Origin of the sequence: Streptomyces sp. NBC_00654 (assembly GCF_026341775.1) — a bacterium.
Classification (GTDB): domain Bacteria; phylum Actinomycetota; class Actinomycetes; order Streptomycetales; family Streptomycetaceae; genus Streptomyces.
Window position 1 is genome coordinate 255,376 of record NZ_JAPEOB010000004.1, and the last position, 16,157, is coordinate 271,532.

Genomic DNA, 16,157 nt, shown 5'->3' on the forward strand with positions numbered 1-16,157 from the left:
GTCTCCCTGCTGGATGTCGACATCGACCTCGGCATTTCTACGGACCCGCGAGTTACGCACCGGTGAGTGCGTGCCTAACCACCGGCTAACACCCGCCGAGGCATCGTTGGCCAGGAAGGGCCAGGACAGGTCGGCGCGGGACAGGACGACGCGGCGCGGGGCGCGGCGAGTGGAGTGGAGCAGAATGCGAGTGCTGATCGTCGAGGACGAGGTGGACCTGGCCGCGATGCTCGCCGAGGGCCTGCGCGCCGAGGGCATGGTCTGCGAGGTCGCCCACGACGGCGCCCGCGCGCTCGAAATGACGGCCGCCGCCGAGTATGACGTCCTGGTCCTGGACCGGCACCTGCCCAAGCTGAGCGGGGACGCCGTCTGCCGGGCCCTGAACACAGCCGGCTACCCGGCCAGAATCCTGATGCTCACCGCCGCCGGCACCCTCGCCGACCTGGTCGACGGCCTCGGCCAGGGCGCCGACGACTACCTGGCCAAACCCTTCTCGTACCTGGAGCTGATCGCCCGGCTGCGCGCGCTGGGCCGCCGCTCCCCTGCCGGCAGCAGCGCCACCGTGCTGAGCAGGCACGGTGTCAACCTGGACACCGTGCGCAGGGTCGCCGAACGCGACGGCCGGCCACTGAAGCTGACACCCAAGGAGCTCGGCGTGCTGGAACTGCTGCTGACCGCGGACGGCGCCCCCGTCCACACCGAGCAGCTGCGGGACAGCCTGTGGGACGCGGCGCTGGACCCGGCCACCACCGCCGTCCGGGTCACCATCCACTCGCTGCGCCGCAAGCTCGGCGAACCGTCACTGATCACCAACGACCCCGGCTACGGGTACCGGCTGTGAGCCGGGCCCGGACCGGTCGCCGTCCTTCGCTGCACGGACTGCCCCTGCGCGGCCGGCTGACTTTGATGACCACGACGGTCTTCGCTGTCCTGGGCTGCGGGCTGCTCCTGCTGAACTGGCTGAGCACACGCCAAATCCTCAAGGACAACCGCCACCGCATTGTCCCCGCGAGCGTGCTGGCTCCTGCCCAGGCGGAGCCGATCCCCGGCACCACGCCGCAAGACTCCTCGGTGCCCGCCGCACTCACCACTCCCGCCCAGGGCTTCGAGGACTTTCAGCACACCGTCCTCAGCGATCTGCTGGTGCGCTCCCTGCTGTTGCTCGTCGTCTTCACCGCACTTGCCGGGCTGCTCGCCTGGTGGGGCAGCAGCCGCTCACTGCACCGCCTCAGCCGGGTCACCGCGGCGGCCCGGCGGATCAGTACCGGCAGCGCCCTGGACGAACGGCTCGGCCTGACCGGCCCGCACGACGAGGTCCGCGAACTCGGCGACACCTTCGACACCATGCTCGACCGACTGGACCGCAGCTTCACCGCCCAGCGCCGCTTCACCTCCCACGCCTCGCACGAACTGCGCACCCCGCTCACCCTCCAGCGCACCGCCCTGGAGATCCCACTCGCGCAAGGCCGGGTCCCGGCCGACCTGAGACCCGCCTTCCAGCGCGCGCTGGACGCCAACGCCCGCAGTGAACACCTGATCGCGGCACTGCTGACACTGGCACGTGGCGAGAGCGCACAGCTGACGCCGCGACCGGCCGACCTCGGGGACGCCGCCGTGGACGCCTTGGCGGACCTGGCCGACGAGGCCCGGACGGCAGGCATCCGGATCATCGCCGATCCGGGGCCCGCCCCGGTCACGGGCGACCCCTCACTGCTCCGGCAGATCGCACTGAACCTGCTGGCCAACGCTGTGCGGCACAACCATCGCGACGGCTCGGCGACGGTGACCACCGGCACCGTCGGCGGCCTTGCCTTCATCGAGGTCGGCAACACCGGCCCGGTAGTGGACCCGGACGACATCCCCGCCCTCTTCGAGCCCTTCCAGCGCGGTCGGGAACACCGCAGCGACGGGACCGGGCTGGGACTGGCCGTGGTGCGGGCGATCACCCTGACCCACCACGGCGAGCTCACCGCCACCCCACGCCCCGGCGGCGGCCTCACCGTCCGAGTCGAACTGCCCACCACACAAGTGGAGCAGGTCCCGCAGAGTCCGGGCCCACGCGGCACCGCGCCGGCCGGGAGCCGTAGTGATCACTGACGATGCCGGCAAATCCCGGGTGCGGTGATGCTCCGGCCGCTCACGCCGGCTCCTCCTGCTCTGCGGCCAGGCTCGCCTCGATGGCCTCCTCGTCCGACATCCCGCTCCGCGAAAGGTCGCACGTGCGCCACGGATCGTCGTCGCTCGTCCAGGTGCGGTTGATCGCCTCCTGCAATCGGGACAGATAGGCCTCACCTTCTCGTTCGTACTGTCGCACCTCGGCGGCCTTGAGGCGGATCAGCCTCGACCCCTCCACGGCGCTGTACCAGCAGCGCGCGTTCATGAAGAGATGCTTGCCCGCGGCGAACAGGACCCAGGTATTGCCGTCGGTCGCGATCCGTTCCGGGCACTGTGCTTTCCGCGCGATCCGGGCGGCATCACCCCACTGTTCCACCGGCGGGACCTGCTCCGGGGGGCGGCGACAGGTGTCGTTGAGCGAGACGTACTCGAAGGTCGGGTCCGCTTCGCGGTGCAGCGCGAAGAAGATGTGCCGGTGGCAGATCGTGCATCCCAGCTGTGCCTCGACGTGTTCCATCAGTCCGGAGCCGTGCAGGCGGAGCATGTCGTTCAGCGCCACCCGGTTGTGCGCCTGACGGAGATGGCCGGCGGCGATCCCGTCACGCAACGCTGTGATCGTCGCGTCCACATCGACGCCGCCGGACGCCGATGCCGTCCTGATCAACATGCCTGCGCAGCCAGGGCAACGCTCGTCAGCGGGATCGGTCTTTGCGTACGTGTCCTCCGCTGTCATCTGGATGAGCTTCAGATGACCCGGCGCGTCCTTCTCGGCCCACGTGTCGTAGAAGACCTTCACGAACCCGCCCCCGACGGGGTAGGTCGCGTTCGGGCCCGTGCGTCCGACGATCGGCGCACCGAGTGCCTCCTCGACCTGGCTTCTCGAGGCGTCCCGGCTCAGCCCGGGGATCAGGGTGCTGAGCCCCGCGAAGCCGCGCGGCGCGGCCTCGGTGGGCTGGACATGGAAGAGGATCGCCGTCACCTCCCCGTCCCGGAGCATGATCTCGCCGCCGGAGCCGAACGTCAGATACCGGTCGTGGTGTGCGGGCGCACCAACCTCGAACTCGCTGATCGCCGGGTTCGAGCCGAGCAGACCGATGGCACGCTGCACGACGTCGTCGCGCTCCGGCATCAGGAGAGCATCGTTGTACGGCTCGAAGGCCTGCCGCACCGCGGCCGCCCGGGCCGCTGCCCTGCGTTCCGCCTCCTGCGCGCGCCGGGCGCGTTCCGCATCGTTGATGATCAACGACTCGACGCCGAACCACAGCCGTTTCTCGAACGCCTCACGGTCCCGAGAACGTGTCAGATCGGCCTCGCACAACAACGCCACTGAATCCCGAAGACCGCCCAGAAAACGCTTGTTCGTCATGGTCAAGTACCGCTCGACCTCGGAATCGGTGCCACCGAGGATCGTGTCGATCACCCGCCGGCATTCCCCCGGCGGACGCGCCGGGGCGGCATCGGGGTGAAAAACAGCGAGTTCACCGAAGAGCACGGCGAAGACGGCCCAACGCCGAAGTGCGCTGCGCTCTGCAGCGGCGATGTGCCGCGCGGTTGTCTCGAAGCAGAAATGATCATGCCGTCCGTCCCGGGCGACCCACACATTCAGCGTCCCGAGACCGTCCTCACGGATGTCGATGAACGGCTCGTCCTCACCCGGGCCGGGCAGCAGCCACAGCCGCCGTACGCCCCTGCCGGGCGGCTGGACCCGCGGGCTTCGCTTCCTGCTCATGACCCCTCCTCGTGCCTTTCACGCTCGCGCTGCTCCCTCTTCCCGGTCGAGGTCCCGCCGCCTGCTTCGCGAGGGGCCTGACCGGCAGGACGTCGGAGTCGGCATGGACGAGGTGAACCGTCCCGAGTTTGGCAGATTTCGGTGATCCCGTTTCAGGCGGACTCCACAGAAATCAGGGCAGTCAAGGCCGATGGAGCCGAGCGCGGCATAGAGTTCGGGTGCGCCGGGTGGGAGCAACTCCGCTCGCCGCCAAGGAGGTTACGTGAGCAACACGGTCCCTGCTCCACAGGATGATCGCAGGCCGACGGTCACTGCGTTCGACTCACTGAGTTCGGAGTACGAAGAGGCGTTCAGGACGTTTCTCGCCCATACCGAGGGCAAGAACTCCGGCAGCGCCCATCTGGCGTCCACGGTCGCCGCTCTGACACGGCGTGGCGTGTTCATCGACGCAGGCGCCGGGTCCGGCCGCGCCACCGCCGCGCTGGCGGGCTCCTTCGAGCGCATCACCGCCATCGAACCGAGCCCCCACCTCAGGCACCGGCTGGCCCGCGCCTGCCCACAAGCACGCATCTTGGCCGATTCCATCGCGACCGCGGTTCCGGAGGAGACGGCCGACCTGGTGCTGTGCGAGCACGTCCTCTACCACGTGGACACCGACCAGTGGCTCCCCACCCTGGAGCGCCTGGCTTCCTGGACCGCCCCGGGCGGCCGGACCGTCGTCGTGCTGCAGAATCCCGACGGCGATTGCATGCGCATGCTCCGGCACTTCACCGGACACCGCTACGACTTGCGCAGCCTCATCACACCGTTCACCGCCACCGACACCCACCGTGAGTGGCGCCTCACCCTCACCACGGTCGCCGGGACCGTCGAGACCCCCGACCTGGACACCGCGCTCACCATCGCCCAGTTCCTCCTGAACGACGCGCCCCTGCCCACACCGCCGCCCCGCCTCGACGACCTGGCCGGCTATCTCCAGGACCACCACCGGACCCCCGACGGCGGATACCGCCTCACCTGTCCCCAGGATTACCTGCACATGGAACGTGCCACATGACGAGCACCGCGTTGCCTTCCACCGAGCTGCCCGAGCCGGCGCTGTGACATGCCGCACGTCCTGACCGAACCGGTCAGGACACGTGTGGTTGTGTGCGTGCATGTCGATGCCGAGGCCGGCGGCGTGCTCGACGAGGTGCTGGCGGTAGCCGCCGTCGACCCAGGTTGAACGAGGGACAAGCTGGGAAAACCCCCAGGTCACGAACTGTGGCCCCCGCGCACGCGGGGATGGCCCCATCGTCGTGGTGGCCTGCATCGGGGTCTGGCAGGACGACTGCCACCAGGACGCGGTCCCGATGCCGCACAGCACGAAGCAGTGCCACGGACAGCCCGGGCACTGCTGTCTTTGCTGCCCGGTGTGCGTGGGTCGGTGGCGGAGAGCGGTGACATTCACAGGGGCCCACCGGACGGGACACAGGTACGCACACGCACATGCGGCGCGTCCAGGTGGCGCGGCTCCTCGGCACTCCGGCTGGAGTCGATCGGCACGGACTGGAAGTTCGGGGACGGGGTGCAGCGGGTGGTGCTCACCGCCGGCCTGAGCGCCGACCGTCGCTCCACCATCGTCATCCGCGCGCACGTTGCGAACATCGCGGTGTTCTGGCCGTCCATGCCCGCGCGGGCCAGCCGCCCTGGTCCCGCAGAACGGCCGGATCCGCGATCGCCTCGCCGCCGTCGGCGAGCATCACTGGGAGACGGTTGCGATCCGACCCGGGGCACGGCCGGTGCCGCGCGGCCGGGGCACGGTGGAATACGCCGCCGTCAGCCCGGTCGCTTCGGCGAGGTCCGCCAGCAAACGTGCTCCGGCGTGCCCGACCACCCCCGACCTGTCAGTGGACACCACAGGCCGGGGCAGCGAACCGGCTGTCCTTCACGCAGAAAGTGCCTTCCTCTGGCGACGGTCGAACCTCTGGAGAAGGTTCATCGTCCCAGCTCAGGAAGGCACTTTCGCGTATCCGGCTTATCCGGACGGTCTCAACCGGAACGGCGGAGTCAGTGGATCTTGATTGAGATGATCTTGTGGACCGGGTTCTGACCGGCCTGCCACGTCGACCACTTCTGGAGCGTGACGTTTTCCAGGCTCGGGTTGTTCAAGCTCCGCTGGAACTGGAAGGTCACGACGTTGTTCCCCGACTCGACCCAGTTGACGCCGTAGATGGCGACGGCAGTCTGTCCGGCGTTGGCGAAGCAGAGCACGTCTTTGCCGTCGTTGTTGTGAACTTCGACGTAGCTGGTCTCGTTGCAGTCCGTGCGGTTGATGTACGGCATGGCGGGCGCGGTCGCAGCCGGAACCGCCGTGATGGGCGTGGTCGCGGCGGAGGCGGCCGTGGCGGGTACCACCGTGGTGGCCAGCACTGCCATGGCGGCGGCAGCGACACCCAAGGAGCGGCGCACGGGCAGCTTCATGTTCTCTCACTCTCTGTCACGGGAGAAGGAACGCACACCGTTGCATGCCGACTGCGCCTGGTTCTCACGTGGCGGGAAGCCCCGTACGTGATCGGAAACGCAAAAGAGTGTTCCTGACCTGCAACGATGCGACTGGATCAGGGTCCGGGGCGGGGTATGAAGAACCACTCTTCGGGTGAACGGGCGAATCGGGTTCACCTCCGTGTGTCCGAGTCGTAGGTGGCGGCAACCCCGCACCCGCCGTGCGGCGCGCAGTTGGGTGGTCGGTTCGGCTGTAGCTCCTGGGCCAGGTCTTCGGCGACGAAGTCCTCGCCACCGCGATCCTCGACCGCCTCCTGCACCACTGCGAAGTCGTCCCGATCAACGGTCCGAGCTACCGGCTCAAGAACCGCCTCCAGGCCATCGAGCGCGAGACGGACGTGGCCTGACAGGTGGGGACGAAGAAAGATACGCGACTGGGGATCCAAGTCCGTACGCCGACACTCACCTGCCCGTTGATCCCGCCCGTCCTCGCACACGCCACCCACCGCCTGGACAACGCCACCGCCCGCCGGCCCAGCGAGATCACCACAACCCAGATCAACAACCGGAAGCCGTACTTCCTCCACCTCAAGCAGAGCCCCGACCAGGCGGGGGCGATCCGGCTGGCCTGCCCGGTCGCCGGCACCTTCCCAACCGTCAACTGCTCCCGCAGACCCCGCAGTCGCGCTCCGTCCAGGAGCGTCGATCTGACCGACGCGCGGCAGACAGGCACCCACCCGGCCGCTCGGCCCACCGTGATCACCCCGGCCGCACCAGGACACTCGCTGCCGGACATCTGCCGCCAGCAGTCGATCACCATCCGCCCCGGCGACCTGGGCACGATCGAGAAGTTCCGCCAGGACGTGGCCTACCTCACCGACACCTGGACCAGCACGTTCAAAGTCATCAGGGCCCAGAACGAGGGGATCAACGGAATCCTCACGGGCCACCACATCGACATCTCCGAGCCCAAGAACCGGCTCGCCCACGGCCGCGTCGCCCAGACCCTGCTGGTCGCCCTCATGGCCACCATCACGAACCTGGACGATCCTCGGCACGTTCTGCCGGCGGACCCGCGGCGAACACCTGCCCGCCACCGCCTACGACAGCGTCACAACGAAAGAACTGGACCAGCCCCGACCCGAGCCGACAGGCCGTCCCCCGCCCCGGGCGCCACAATGATCTGCAAGTGAACAGCCACACCAACCGCCGCCACGAGACCTTCCCAGTCCCGCAGCCACACCACCGCACGCATTCCGGCATGAGCCACTCCCGGATGGCGCCCCCGAGAGCCCCGGAAACTGCCGCTCAGCCCCGGCCGGACCGCAGAACGCCCCCGAGAACTGCAAGATCCCGCCTGATCGACTCGATCGGACGGGATCTCGGGAAGCCAACCTGAGCGAACTCAAGAACTTCCCCCAACAACGTGCTTGGCATTCACATCAACCCGCCAACGCCTGGGGGATACATCCAAGACAGCTGTGCCGACTACCCCGCAGCATGCAAGGCCACCCTCTGGGCCATGGCCAACTGCGCCCGAGGTCACCGGTCGGCCGTCGGGCTGGCAACGACCGGATCCGCGACGCGCACGTAGTCCTTCACCGCCATCACGATCGACCGGTCGAGGTCTCCCGCGTTGAAGGCGATCCCTTCGTGGGCTGACAGGAAGTCAGCATCGGCAACCAGGACCAGTTCCGAGGAGAACGAAACCGGAGGTACCGCACCCATCGTGCAGCCCGAAGTGTTCTGCGCCTGGCATCGATCACGACCTACAGGTTGGTCGAGTAGCGATAGTTCTCGCTCGACGCAGAGGTGATCCCGGACAGCGGCGCCACCAGCAACCAGCACGACGAGCTGCTCGAACTGCGACTGACGGGACAACCTCTACAGCCCTTAGACCGACCGGCAAATGGAGGGCGGCGTCGCGGGGCTGGGTACGCACATCTGCGGCGTTGTCGTCAATCACCATGGCTCCGCCATGCCTCAATCCTCCGCCTTGCAGCCGCACGCACCCAGCCCCGCTCCTTCTCCCGCCCCCCATTTGCCGGTCGGTCTTAGGCGCCTACATCATCTTGGGGCCGTCGACAACCCTCTGGGCGCAAGCTGCAACGTGGGCGCAGCGGACCGCTTTTGTCAGCGGGTGGGCCTTGCCGAGCACCTGTACGGTGTCGGAGAGGGTCTTCTCGAACAGCGGGATCGCCCGGTTCAGGTCCCCGGCCGACTGGTAGGCGGAGGCCAAGTTGTTGCGGGCGGTCAGGGTGGAGGGGTGGGTCTCACCCAGCACCAGGACCCGGGCGTCCACAGTCTGCTCGAACAGCGGGATCGCCCCGCTCAGATCCCCGGCCGAATGGTAGGCATAGGCGAGGTTGTTGCGGGCGGTCAGCGTGTCAGGGTGGTCCTCGCCCATCACCCGTACGGTGTCGGAGAGGGCCTGCTCGAACAGCGGGATCGCCCCGCTCGGATCCCCGGCCGACTCGTAGGCGCAGGCGAGGTTGTTGCGGGCGGTCAGCGTGTCAGGGTGGTCTTCACCGAGCACCCGTACGGTGTCGGAGAGGGTCTGCTCGAACAGCGGGATTGCCCGGTTCAGGTCCCCGGCCGACTGGTAGGCGTAGGCCAGGTTGTTGCGGGCGGTCAGCGTGTCAGGGTGGTCTTCACTGAGCACCCGTACGGTGTCGGAGAGGGTCTGCTCGAACAGCGGGATCGCCCGGTTCAGCTCCCTGGCCGACTCGTAGGCGCAGGCGAGGTTGTTGCGGGCGGTCAGCGTGTCAGGGTGGTCCTCGCCCATCACCCGTACGGTGTCGGAGAGGGTCCGCTCGAACAGCGGGATCGCCCCGCTCAGATCCCCCGTCGGCCCGTGGCGATGGTTGTGCCCACACCGGAGGCACCAGTCGGAATGGTGCTCTGACATGACATTCTCTTTCTCGCGCGAGTCGCGCAACTGGAACCGCGGTCGCTCGTAGCGCTTCGACGACTTCGACTTCTCGGTCCGGTTCAGTTACGTGATGGGAAAGTCAAAATAGGTGTCCGGGTAAGGTTCGTCTTTCAGGGTGTAATGCCACCATTCACACTCGTATGGGCTGAAACCGCAGGCCTCCATGATGGAGCGGAGGTGTTCTCGATTTCGCGCCTCGGATTGTGTGACCCCTTGTGCTCCGTGATGCGAGATCGGATCCATCAAGTCGTGGTCACCGCCCATGGCGGCAAGTTCTCCGGTGGCCATGTGGTAGAGAGTCAGGTCGACGGTGCTGCCCCGACTGTGGCCGGACTTTGTGGCGACATATCCCATCTCGAACATATCGGCTCTGTCGATATGCGGATGGTGTCGCTGCTTCGTGCGGCCATCCTCCGGCTGCCTCGACCAGCGCACAAAGCAGTCTACGGCGCGTTGAGGGCGGTATCCATCCCAGAGGAGCAGGCCGAAGCCATAGGAGCGGGCCTCTTCTCGCGCCCTTTCCAGGGCCGCGAACAAAGGCTTGGTGCCGACGATTCGATTGGCCAGGTAGCCGTCCACGGGTTTGCCGGTAAAGTTGTCCCAGGTGGCGTACTTGGAATCCCAGCGTATTCCGGGTGCACATTCGTCCAGGAAGGCAAAGTTGTCATTCATCGGATTTTCCCCGTCAGTGCCAGCGTCACCATCCGGTCGATCACTTCGGTCAGCGTAATCCCTGCAGCCGCCATCATCCTTGGATAACGGCTGTAGGAGGTCAGGCCGGGCAATGTGTTGACCTCGTTGAGGACTACACTTCCATCCTCCTTGAGGAACATGTCCACTCGTGCCAGGCCGCTGCATCCCAGGGCGCGGTAGATGGTCTTTGCCGTCTCCTGAACGAGCGAGCGCGACTCTTCTGAAATGTCGGCGGGAACGATGAACGTTGAGTTCTCGGATCCGCTCTCCGGGTCTTTCTCCTGATGGATCTTGAAGAACCCGTGCGACAGCGCGACTCGATCCACCTCGCCTGAGATCAAATCCAGTTCGTTCCCCAGGATGGCGCATCCGACTTCGCTGCCGACGACAGCCTCTTCGATGAGCACCTTTGAGTCGTACTGTCGCGCGATTTCCACCGCAGGCAGCAGTTCTTCTTTTTGTGATACCTTGCTGACACCGAAGGACGACCCCGAACGGGCCGGCTTCGCAAAGACGGGATACGTCAGCTGCTCGGGATCAATATTCTCGTTCGCCGCAACGGTCCAGAATTTCGGTGTGGCGATTCCCGCGCTCCTGGTCATTTGGTAAGCAAGGGACTTGTCCATGCACAGAGCGGAACTCTGTACGTCGCAGCCCGCGTAGGGGATGCCGGTGAGCTCCAACAGGCCCTGCATCGCGCCGTCTTCGCCAAGTTTTCCGTGCAGGATGGGCAGCACGACGTCCAGATTGATCGTGCTGTAGCGCCCCTGCTCCAGGACGAGCAATCCGCGTACGCTTCTGTCCGGTGACAACAGCGCCGGACGACAGTTGCCGCTCTCCCAGTCTGGGCCGGGGCTGTCGCAAAGTTTCCAAGCACCGCTCTTCGTGATCCCGATGTAGAAGGGTTCGTACTTGTCGAGATCGATATTCTTTGCGACCTCTTGCGCAGACTTGATGGAGATGGGGTGTTCTTCGGAGCAGCCCCCGAATACGATTCCGACGTTGAGCTTATCCATGCTGGTTCCTGCTTTCGAATTTCAGGCAATTGGTGATGGAGTTTTCGACCGTGTCGCTCAGGGCGTGGTCTGTGTAGTAGGCGGTGTGCGGACTGATGATCACGTTCGGCATCTCTTGCAGCCGCAACAACGCCTTGCTGTCAATGGGTTTGTTTCGGCAATCGTTGTAGAAGATTCCTTCCTCTCCTTCGAGGACGTCCAGCGCGGCACCGCCCAAACGGCCGCTTTCCAATGCGAAAACAAGGGCCTCGGTGTCGATGAGTGAACCGCGTCCGGTATTGATAATGCATGAGCCGTGCTTCATCTGCTCGATGCGGTGGCGATTCAGGAGGTGGTGTGTATCCGCGGTGAGCGGCGTGTGGAGCGTTACGATGTCGCTCAGCTGCAGCAATTTATCGAGAGGGACGTAATCGGCCTCGGTCGTGGGGTGACTGTCATGGGCCAATGTCCGGCATCCGAAACCCCGCAGCCTGTCCATGACTGCTACGCCGATGCGCCCCGTTCCCACGACTCCGATGGTCAGATCGCGAAGCTCTTTTCCGCGGACTTCGTTCAACCGGTAATCGTGCACATCTGCGTGACGGATGATGGACTTTGCGTGTCGCGCCGTCATCAGCATCAGCATCAATGTGTAGTCGGCCACGCTGTCGGGTGAATAGGCGACGTTTTCCACGGAGATGCCGACGCTCGCTGCGTACTCCACATCGATGTGGTTGTATCCCACGCTTCTTGTGGAGATGTAAGCCACGCCTGCCCGGCTGAGTGCAAGAAGAGTGGAATTTGCGATGCCAGTTTTATGGCTGACGCTGATGCATCGGTTTCCGTTTGTCAATTCAACGGTGGCCTCGGATACCGCTGCCTCGGTGATGGTGGGAATTGCGCCGACGCGAGGCGCCATCTCTCGGAACAGGGCGGCCTCGTCCTTCCCACACCCATAAACCGTGACTCCCGTGGGCGCGACGGTTGTGGGATGCGAGGACGTCAGCGATTGGGTGCGGCCGACCGCCGCGTGTGCTGGTTCGCTGTAGGTCATGCCTACAGTCAAGGCGGCGTGGCGTTGCCGGAACGTATGAGGTTTTCGATATGCCGACGATATGCTACCGATGGGTAACTTATCGTCAGTGTATGGAAAACCGCATACACGCTAGCAACACCACACCGGCTTGACTTGAGGCGTGACCTATAGCGAACCAGCCTCCTCGTACCTCTACCTCGCCGGCCTCGCTCCCGCTGGCCGGCTCCCGCGCCGCGTGGGCATCGTTCCGCTCAGCCTCGGCGAGATCGCTGCGGTCGTCGGCGGGACGGTCGTGGGCGACGACGCAGTGACGGTGACCGCGCCGGCCGTGCTCGACGGTCGGCTGGCCGAGCCGGGCGGCCTCTTCGTCGCCATGGCCGGGGAGCGTGCCAACGGCCACGATTTCGCCGGTCAGGCCGGCGAGGCAGGGGCGGTGGCTGTGCTCGGCTCCCAGCCCACTCCGCTGCCCACCATCGTCGTCGACGATGTCCAGGCGGCGCTGCAGACGCTCGCCACCCATGTCGTGGCCCAGCTGCGCAAAGGGCTGACCGTTGTGGGGCTGACCGGCTCCCAGGGTAAGACCAGCACCAAGGACCTGTTGGCTGCCGTGCTTTCGAACGCCGGGCCGACGGTCGCCACCATCGGCTCGCTCAACAACGAGCTTGGTGTACCGCTCACCATGCTGCGCGCCGACATGGGCACCCAGTACCTCGTCCTTGAGATGGGAGCTCGCCGCATCGGCGACATCGCCGAGCTGGCGGGCCTGGTCGCGCCCGACATCGCCGTCGTCCTCAACGTCGGCAAGGCACACCTCGGTGAGTTCGGGTCGCGCGGAGCCATCGCCAAGGCCAAGGGGGAGCTGGTGGAGGGGCTGGCGCCCGGCGGCACCGCCGTCCTCAACGCCGACGATCCCCGGGTGGTCGCGATGCGCGCGCTCACCGACGGTCCGGTGGTGACCTTCGGGCGGGCCGAGCACGCCGACGTACGTGTGCTCGACCTGGCGCTGGACCGGCTCGGCCGGCCGTCCTTCACGCTGCGGACCGCCGACGCCTCGGCTCGCGTCGCGCTGCCGCTCGTGGGCGCGCACCAGGCACTCAACGCGGCGGCTGCCGCGGCGGCGGGGCTGTCGGCCGGCATACCTCTGGAGGTGGCCGCGGCGGCGTTGGGCACAGTCTCGCTGTCGAAGTGGCGCATGGAGCTGCGCGACCTCGCCGTCGGCGCGATGCTGCTCAACGACTCCTACAACGCCAACCCCGACTCGACCCGCGCCGCCCTGGACGCGCTGGCAGCAATCGAGGGCGGGCGTCGCATCGCCGTCCTCGGCGAAATGCTCGAACTGGGGCAGGAGAGCGAGGCCGAGCACCGTGCAATCGGCGCGTACGCCGCCGCCCGGGCCGACGTGGTGGCGACCGTCGGCGCGGGCGGCCGTTCGATCGCCGCCGGCGCGGGAGAGGCGGCGGTGGCGCTGGCCGACAACGACGCGGCCGTCGACTGGCTGCGCGGCCACATTGCCGCAGGCGACGTGGTCCTCGTCAAGGCTTCCCGCGGTGCGTGTCTCGACGAGGTCGCCGCCGCGCTCACGTAGCTTGCCGGGGCGAGCCGGACATCCGCGTCGCGGAGTGGACGGTCGACGACGTGGTCCGGGACCTTGGAGGTCGCAGGAACCGGGACGACTTCCCTGCTTCGTCGACGTACCCGCGGCGCCGGTAGAACTTGCGTGCACCATGCCGACGATCACTACTGGTGACCTTCATGCCGAGGCATCCGCGCGTGGGGGCAAAGGACTCCGCAGCCGCGACATGTCCATCGGCGACGCCCGCACCGCCGGTGAGCAACCCGCCCTCGACGCCGACTTTTTCGGGCCGCCCGGACTCGTTCGACTCACGATGGACCTCAAAGGCGGTTTACCCTACCCTAAGGGCTGTCCCGTAATCCCTGGCGGATCAGCGCGCGGCATCAGATGCGGTGCATCGCAAGGCGGAGGGACGTCCGCATACTGGATGTATGGGGGCGTTCCGACAACGCGGCGAGGTGCCGTAGCCGTCGTCGTGCGTCCACCAGGGATTACGGGACAGCCCTTAGGTGAGGACCGGCGGTGTGAGATGCCACTGTTGGCATATGCGTGCAGTCAACTGATGGAAGAGCTTCTACGGTTGTCCGTTGTACCGGTGTGCAGCTCAAACGCCAGAACGGAGATGGCTATGGACGGCGAGCGCGGCCCGAAAGGGGGGCGCACGCTAGCCAGCAAGCTGGAGCACTTGTTCGAGACGGTCATTCCACCCGGACGTGGGCCGTACGGCACAGAGGAAGTAGCCCAGGCCATCACGGCAAGCGGGGCGTCGATCTCCGGCAGCTATGTCTGGCTGCTGCGTAAAGGCCAGCGGGACAACCCCACCATGCGGCATTTGCAGGGGATCGCGGATTTTTTCGGAGTGCCTGCGGCGTATTTCTTCGATGAACAGGTGGCAGCGGACGTCGACGCAGACTTGGGGCTGCTCGTCGCGCTCAGGGATGCAGGCGTGCAGAACGTGGCGCTACGAGCGGCCGGCCTGTCATCCAAGAGTCTGCACTCGATCAGCGAGGTGATCGAGCGGGTCCGTGAACTGGAGGGTCTGCTGAAGGACGCGCCGGATCACCGCTCAGCAGAACGCGGCCACCAAGACGGAAAGTTGCCGTCGTCACCTGGCGGCGCAGTGCCCGACGAGAGGCACGGAGAGGGTACGTCAACCTGAGCGGCTTACACCGGCGGTGCAAGGCTCTTGTCCGCAACCTGGAGATACCGTTCCCGTTCGGCTTCCAGGGGTATCTGGCGACCGGCGGTGTGACCACTCCTGGATGGGTTCCGCACCAGTCGCATCGGCTCGCTCGGCCTCACCAACGCTGAGGCCCTGGGACGTCTGTCGAAAGTCCCGCCCGGCTCGCGACGCCCGGCACGCACGCTCGCCGTGTTGTCGGCGTTGTCCGCGTTGTCGGAGTGTCCTTGTACGTCCCGTACGAGGACACTCCTCCGCCTTGCGATCGCACGCACCGGACGCCGTGAGCCCCGCCCTTCGGGCGGACGGCGCCACTTTCGACACACGCCCTGGCTTCGACCGCCTCCCTCCCCGCGCTGGCCTGTGGGCCGGCTGACCGCAAGGGAAGGATCGCCGTCGGGCACGATGCCGACCTCATCGCAGTGCCCGGCAATCCCCTGCGGGATCTGAACACTCTGCTCGACGTCCGGGCTGCGATCACGACGGGCGGAGCTTGGCGGCCATGTCGGAGAACGCCGGGTGCGTCTTGGTGACGTACCACGGAGTGTGCGCTCGGTGCTCGGCCGCTGCCCGGAGGTGGTGACCGTCGCGCCTACCGCAGCACGGTGATCGTGCAGCAGTACAGGACGAACGGCACCGTGCACGCGGCCGCTGCCTGGATGCGGTTGCGGGCCTGGCCGACCCTGAGCAGATCGCGGGCAGGTGCGCTCGATCTGGAACACGCGGTCAATGCGTCCGTAGCGGTGAACGGTGGCGGAGGCGAAGTGGCGCCGTCGCGCTGCCAGACCGCCCCGAACGCCACCTTCCGGCTGTGTGAACAGCCGTGTCGTCCACCGCCGCCCCCAGGTTCCGAGTCCGGGACTGGAGACAAGAGTCGACGTCCATCAACTCACGTGAAGGCTGGGGGTGTGTAAAGATACACCTCTGTTGACGCGTGCTTTGGGGGCTGTTAGCGTCGCGATCGTTCAACTGGTGCGCCACGACGGGGAGTTGGCACCCGCACCAGTGGGCCCCTCTCGTGTGGCCCCGGGGCCTGGGGCGGCTCATCGCTCCGCTCCAGCACAGCAGCTCGTCCGGCCGCGCCCTAGCGCTCTGGCCCGGGCTTTGAGGCAGAGAGGACGGGTACAGCGACCGATGATGGTACTGCAGAAGCGTGATGGTGGCCGAGCGGGACTTCGGCTGCCTGCGGGCAGCCCGGGACCATCTCCCATGTGGGGGACTACACGTTCCGTGTCGCCTTCACTGCCTCCATCATCGGCAAGAGCGACTCGCCGAATGTGCTGGCCGGCTCCACAGTCGCGCCAGTGGTTCCGTTGCTCGCCTCCTGCCTCTTCGGTGGCGTACTGCCGCGCCGGTTACTGACGGACCATCATGGTTTCCGCCGACCAATTCGGCGATGTCGGTCAGCCGGTAGATCGGC

Annotated in this window: 15 protein-coding genes and 1 pseudogene; 7 read left to right on the top strand and 9 right to left on the bottom strand. The window is 66.6% G+C overall.

The features are described 5' to 3' along the window. Nucleotides 1-184 precede the first annotated feature (184 nt). Together OHA98_RS39330 and OHA98_RS39335 are read left to right on the top strand one after the other, a co-directional pair. Nucleotides 185-841: a response regulator transcription factor gene (locus tag OHA98_RS39330; RefSeq protein WP_266932956.1), complete on the top strand. Its 657-nt coding sequence runs from the start codon at nt 185-187 to the stop codon at nt 839-841. Nucleotides 842-906: 65 nt separating this feature from the next. Beyond that, nucleotides 907-2,097, top strand: coding sequence for a HAMP domain-containing sensor histidine kinase (locus tag OHA98_RS39335; RefSeq protein WP_266932957.1), 1,191 nt, complete (start codon nt 907-909; stop codon nt 2,095-2,097). A 40-nt stretch (nt 2,098-2,137) separates the two neighbouring features. Here the strand turns inward: OHA98_RS39335 and OHA98_RS39340 are convergent, their stop codons facing one another. Beyond that, entirely contained in the window at nt 2,138-3,844 is a 1,707-nt protein-coding gene (locus OHA98_RS39340; RefSeq protein ID WP_266932958.1) for a hypothetical protein, read from the bottom strand. 262 nt (nt 3,845-4,106) lie between these two features. Here OHA98_RS39340 and OHA98_RS39345 point away from each other — a divergent pair, with 262 nt between their 5' ends. Then, complete coding sequence (locus OHA98_RS39345) at nt 4,107-4,901, top strand: bifunctional 2-polyprenyl-6-hydroxyphenol methylase/3-demethylubiquinol 3-O-methyltransferase UbiG (protein WP_266932960.1); 795 nt, start codon at nt 4,107-4,109, stop codon at nt 4,899-4,901. Between the two features lie 389 nt (nt 4,902-5,290). Here OHA98_RS39345 and OHA98_RS39350 read toward each other — a convergent pair whose 3' ends face one another. Both OHA98_RS39350 and OHA98_RS39355 read right to left on the bottom strand, forming a co-directional pair. Next, nucleotides 5,291-5,491, bottom strand: coding sequence for a hypothetical protein (locus OHA98_RS39350; protein WP_266932961.1), 201 nt, complete (start codon nt 5,489-5,491; stop codon nt 5,291-5,293). Between the two features lie 402 nt (nt 5,492-5,893). Next, nucleotides 5,894-6,307: a beta/gamma crystallin domain-containing protein gene (locus OHA98_RS39355; protein WP_266932963.1), complete on the bottom strand. Its 414-nt coding sequence runs from the start codon at nt 6,305-6,307 to the stop codon at nt 5,894-5,896. A gap of 284 nt (nt 6,308-6,591) precedes the next feature. Between OHA98_RS39355 and OHA98_RS39360 the strand changes: the two are divergent. Together OHA98_RS39360 and OHA98_RS39365 are read left to right on the top strand one after the other, a co-directional pair. Further along, nucleotides 6,592-6,735, top strand: a pseudogene (locus tag OHA98_RS39360) (ATP-binding protein); the annotation flags it as partial. A gap of 66 nt (nt 6,736-6,801) precedes the next feature. Beyond that, a complete protein-coding gene (locus OHA98_RS39365; RefSeq protein WP_266932964.1) occupies nt 6,802-7,521 on the top strand; it encodes a hypothetical protein in 720 nt (239 codons plus the stop codon). A 349-nt stretch (nt 7,522-7,870) separates the two neighbouring features. Here OHA98_RS39365 and OHA98_RS39370 read toward each other — a convergent pair whose 3' ends face one another. From OHA98_RS39370 to vanH, 5 genes are all read right to left on the bottom strand, one after another. Then, nucleotides 7,871-8,209: a hypothetical protein gene (locus OHA98_RS39370; RefSeq protein ID WP_266932965.1), complete on the bottom strand. Its 339-nt coding sequence runs from the start codon at nt 8,207-8,209 to the stop codon at nt 7,871-7,873. A 181-nt stretch (nt 8,210-8,390) separates the two neighbouring features. Further along, complete coding sequence (locus OHA98_RS39375) at nt 8,391-9,236, bottom strand: tetratricopeptide repeat protein (protein ID WP_266932966.1); 846 nt, start codon at nt 9,234-9,236, stop codon at nt 8,391-8,393. Nucleotides 9,237-9,323: 87 nt separating this feature from the next. Then, nucleotides 9,324-9,932, bottom strand: coding sequence for a D-Ala-D-Ala dipeptidase VanX (gene vanX / locus OHA98_RS39380; RefSeq protein WP_266932967.1), 609 nt, complete (start codon nt 9,930-9,932; stop codon nt 9,324-9,326). Then, nucleotides 9,929-10,969: a D-alanine--(R)-lactate ligase gene (vanA, locus tag OHA98_RS39385; protein ID WP_266932968.1), complete on the bottom strand. Its 1,041-nt coding sequence runs from the start codon at nt 10,967-10,969 to the stop codon at nt 9,929-9,931. The genes vanX and vanA overlap by 4 nt, the downstream gene beginning before the upstream one ends. After that, on the bottom strand, nt 10,962-12,002 hold the full coding sequence (vanH, locus tag OHA98_RS39390; RefSeq protein ID WP_266932969.1) for a D-lactate dehydrogenase VanH: 1,041 nt from the start codon (nt 12,000-12,002) through the stop codon (nt 10,962-10,964). The genes vanA and vanH overlap by 8 nt, the downstream gene beginning before the upstream one ends. 223 nt (nt 12,003-12,225) lie before the next feature. Here vanH and murF point away from each other — a divergent pair, with 223 nt between their 5' ends. Both murF and OHA98_RS39400 read left to right on the top strand, forming a co-directional pair. Then, a complete protein-coding gene (gene murF / locus OHA98_RS39395) occupies nt 12,226-13,569 on the top strand; it encodes a UDP-N-acetylmuramoyl-tripeptide--D-alanyl-D-alanine ligase (protein WP_266933038.1) in 1,344 nt (447 codons plus the stop codon). A 616-nt stretch (nt 13,570-14,185) separates the two neighbouring features. Continuing rightward, nucleotides 14,186-14,716, top strand: a complete 531-nt coding sequence (locus OHA98_RS39400; RefSeq protein ID WP_266932971.1) for a helix-turn-helix domain-containing protein — start codon at nt 14,186-14,188, stop codon at nt 14,714-14,716. A gap of 613 nt (nt 14,717-15,329) precedes the next feature. Here OHA98_RS39400 and OHA98_RS39410 read toward each other — a convergent pair. Further along, nucleotides 15,330-15,539 carry a hypothetical protein gene (locus OHA98_RS39410; RefSeq protein ID WP_266932972.1) on the bottom strand — a complete coding sequence of 70 codons (210 nt, stop codon included), beginning with the start codon at nt 15,537-15,539 and terminating at the stop codon, nt 15,330-15,332. Nucleotides 15,540-16,157: the final 618 nt, after the last annotated feature.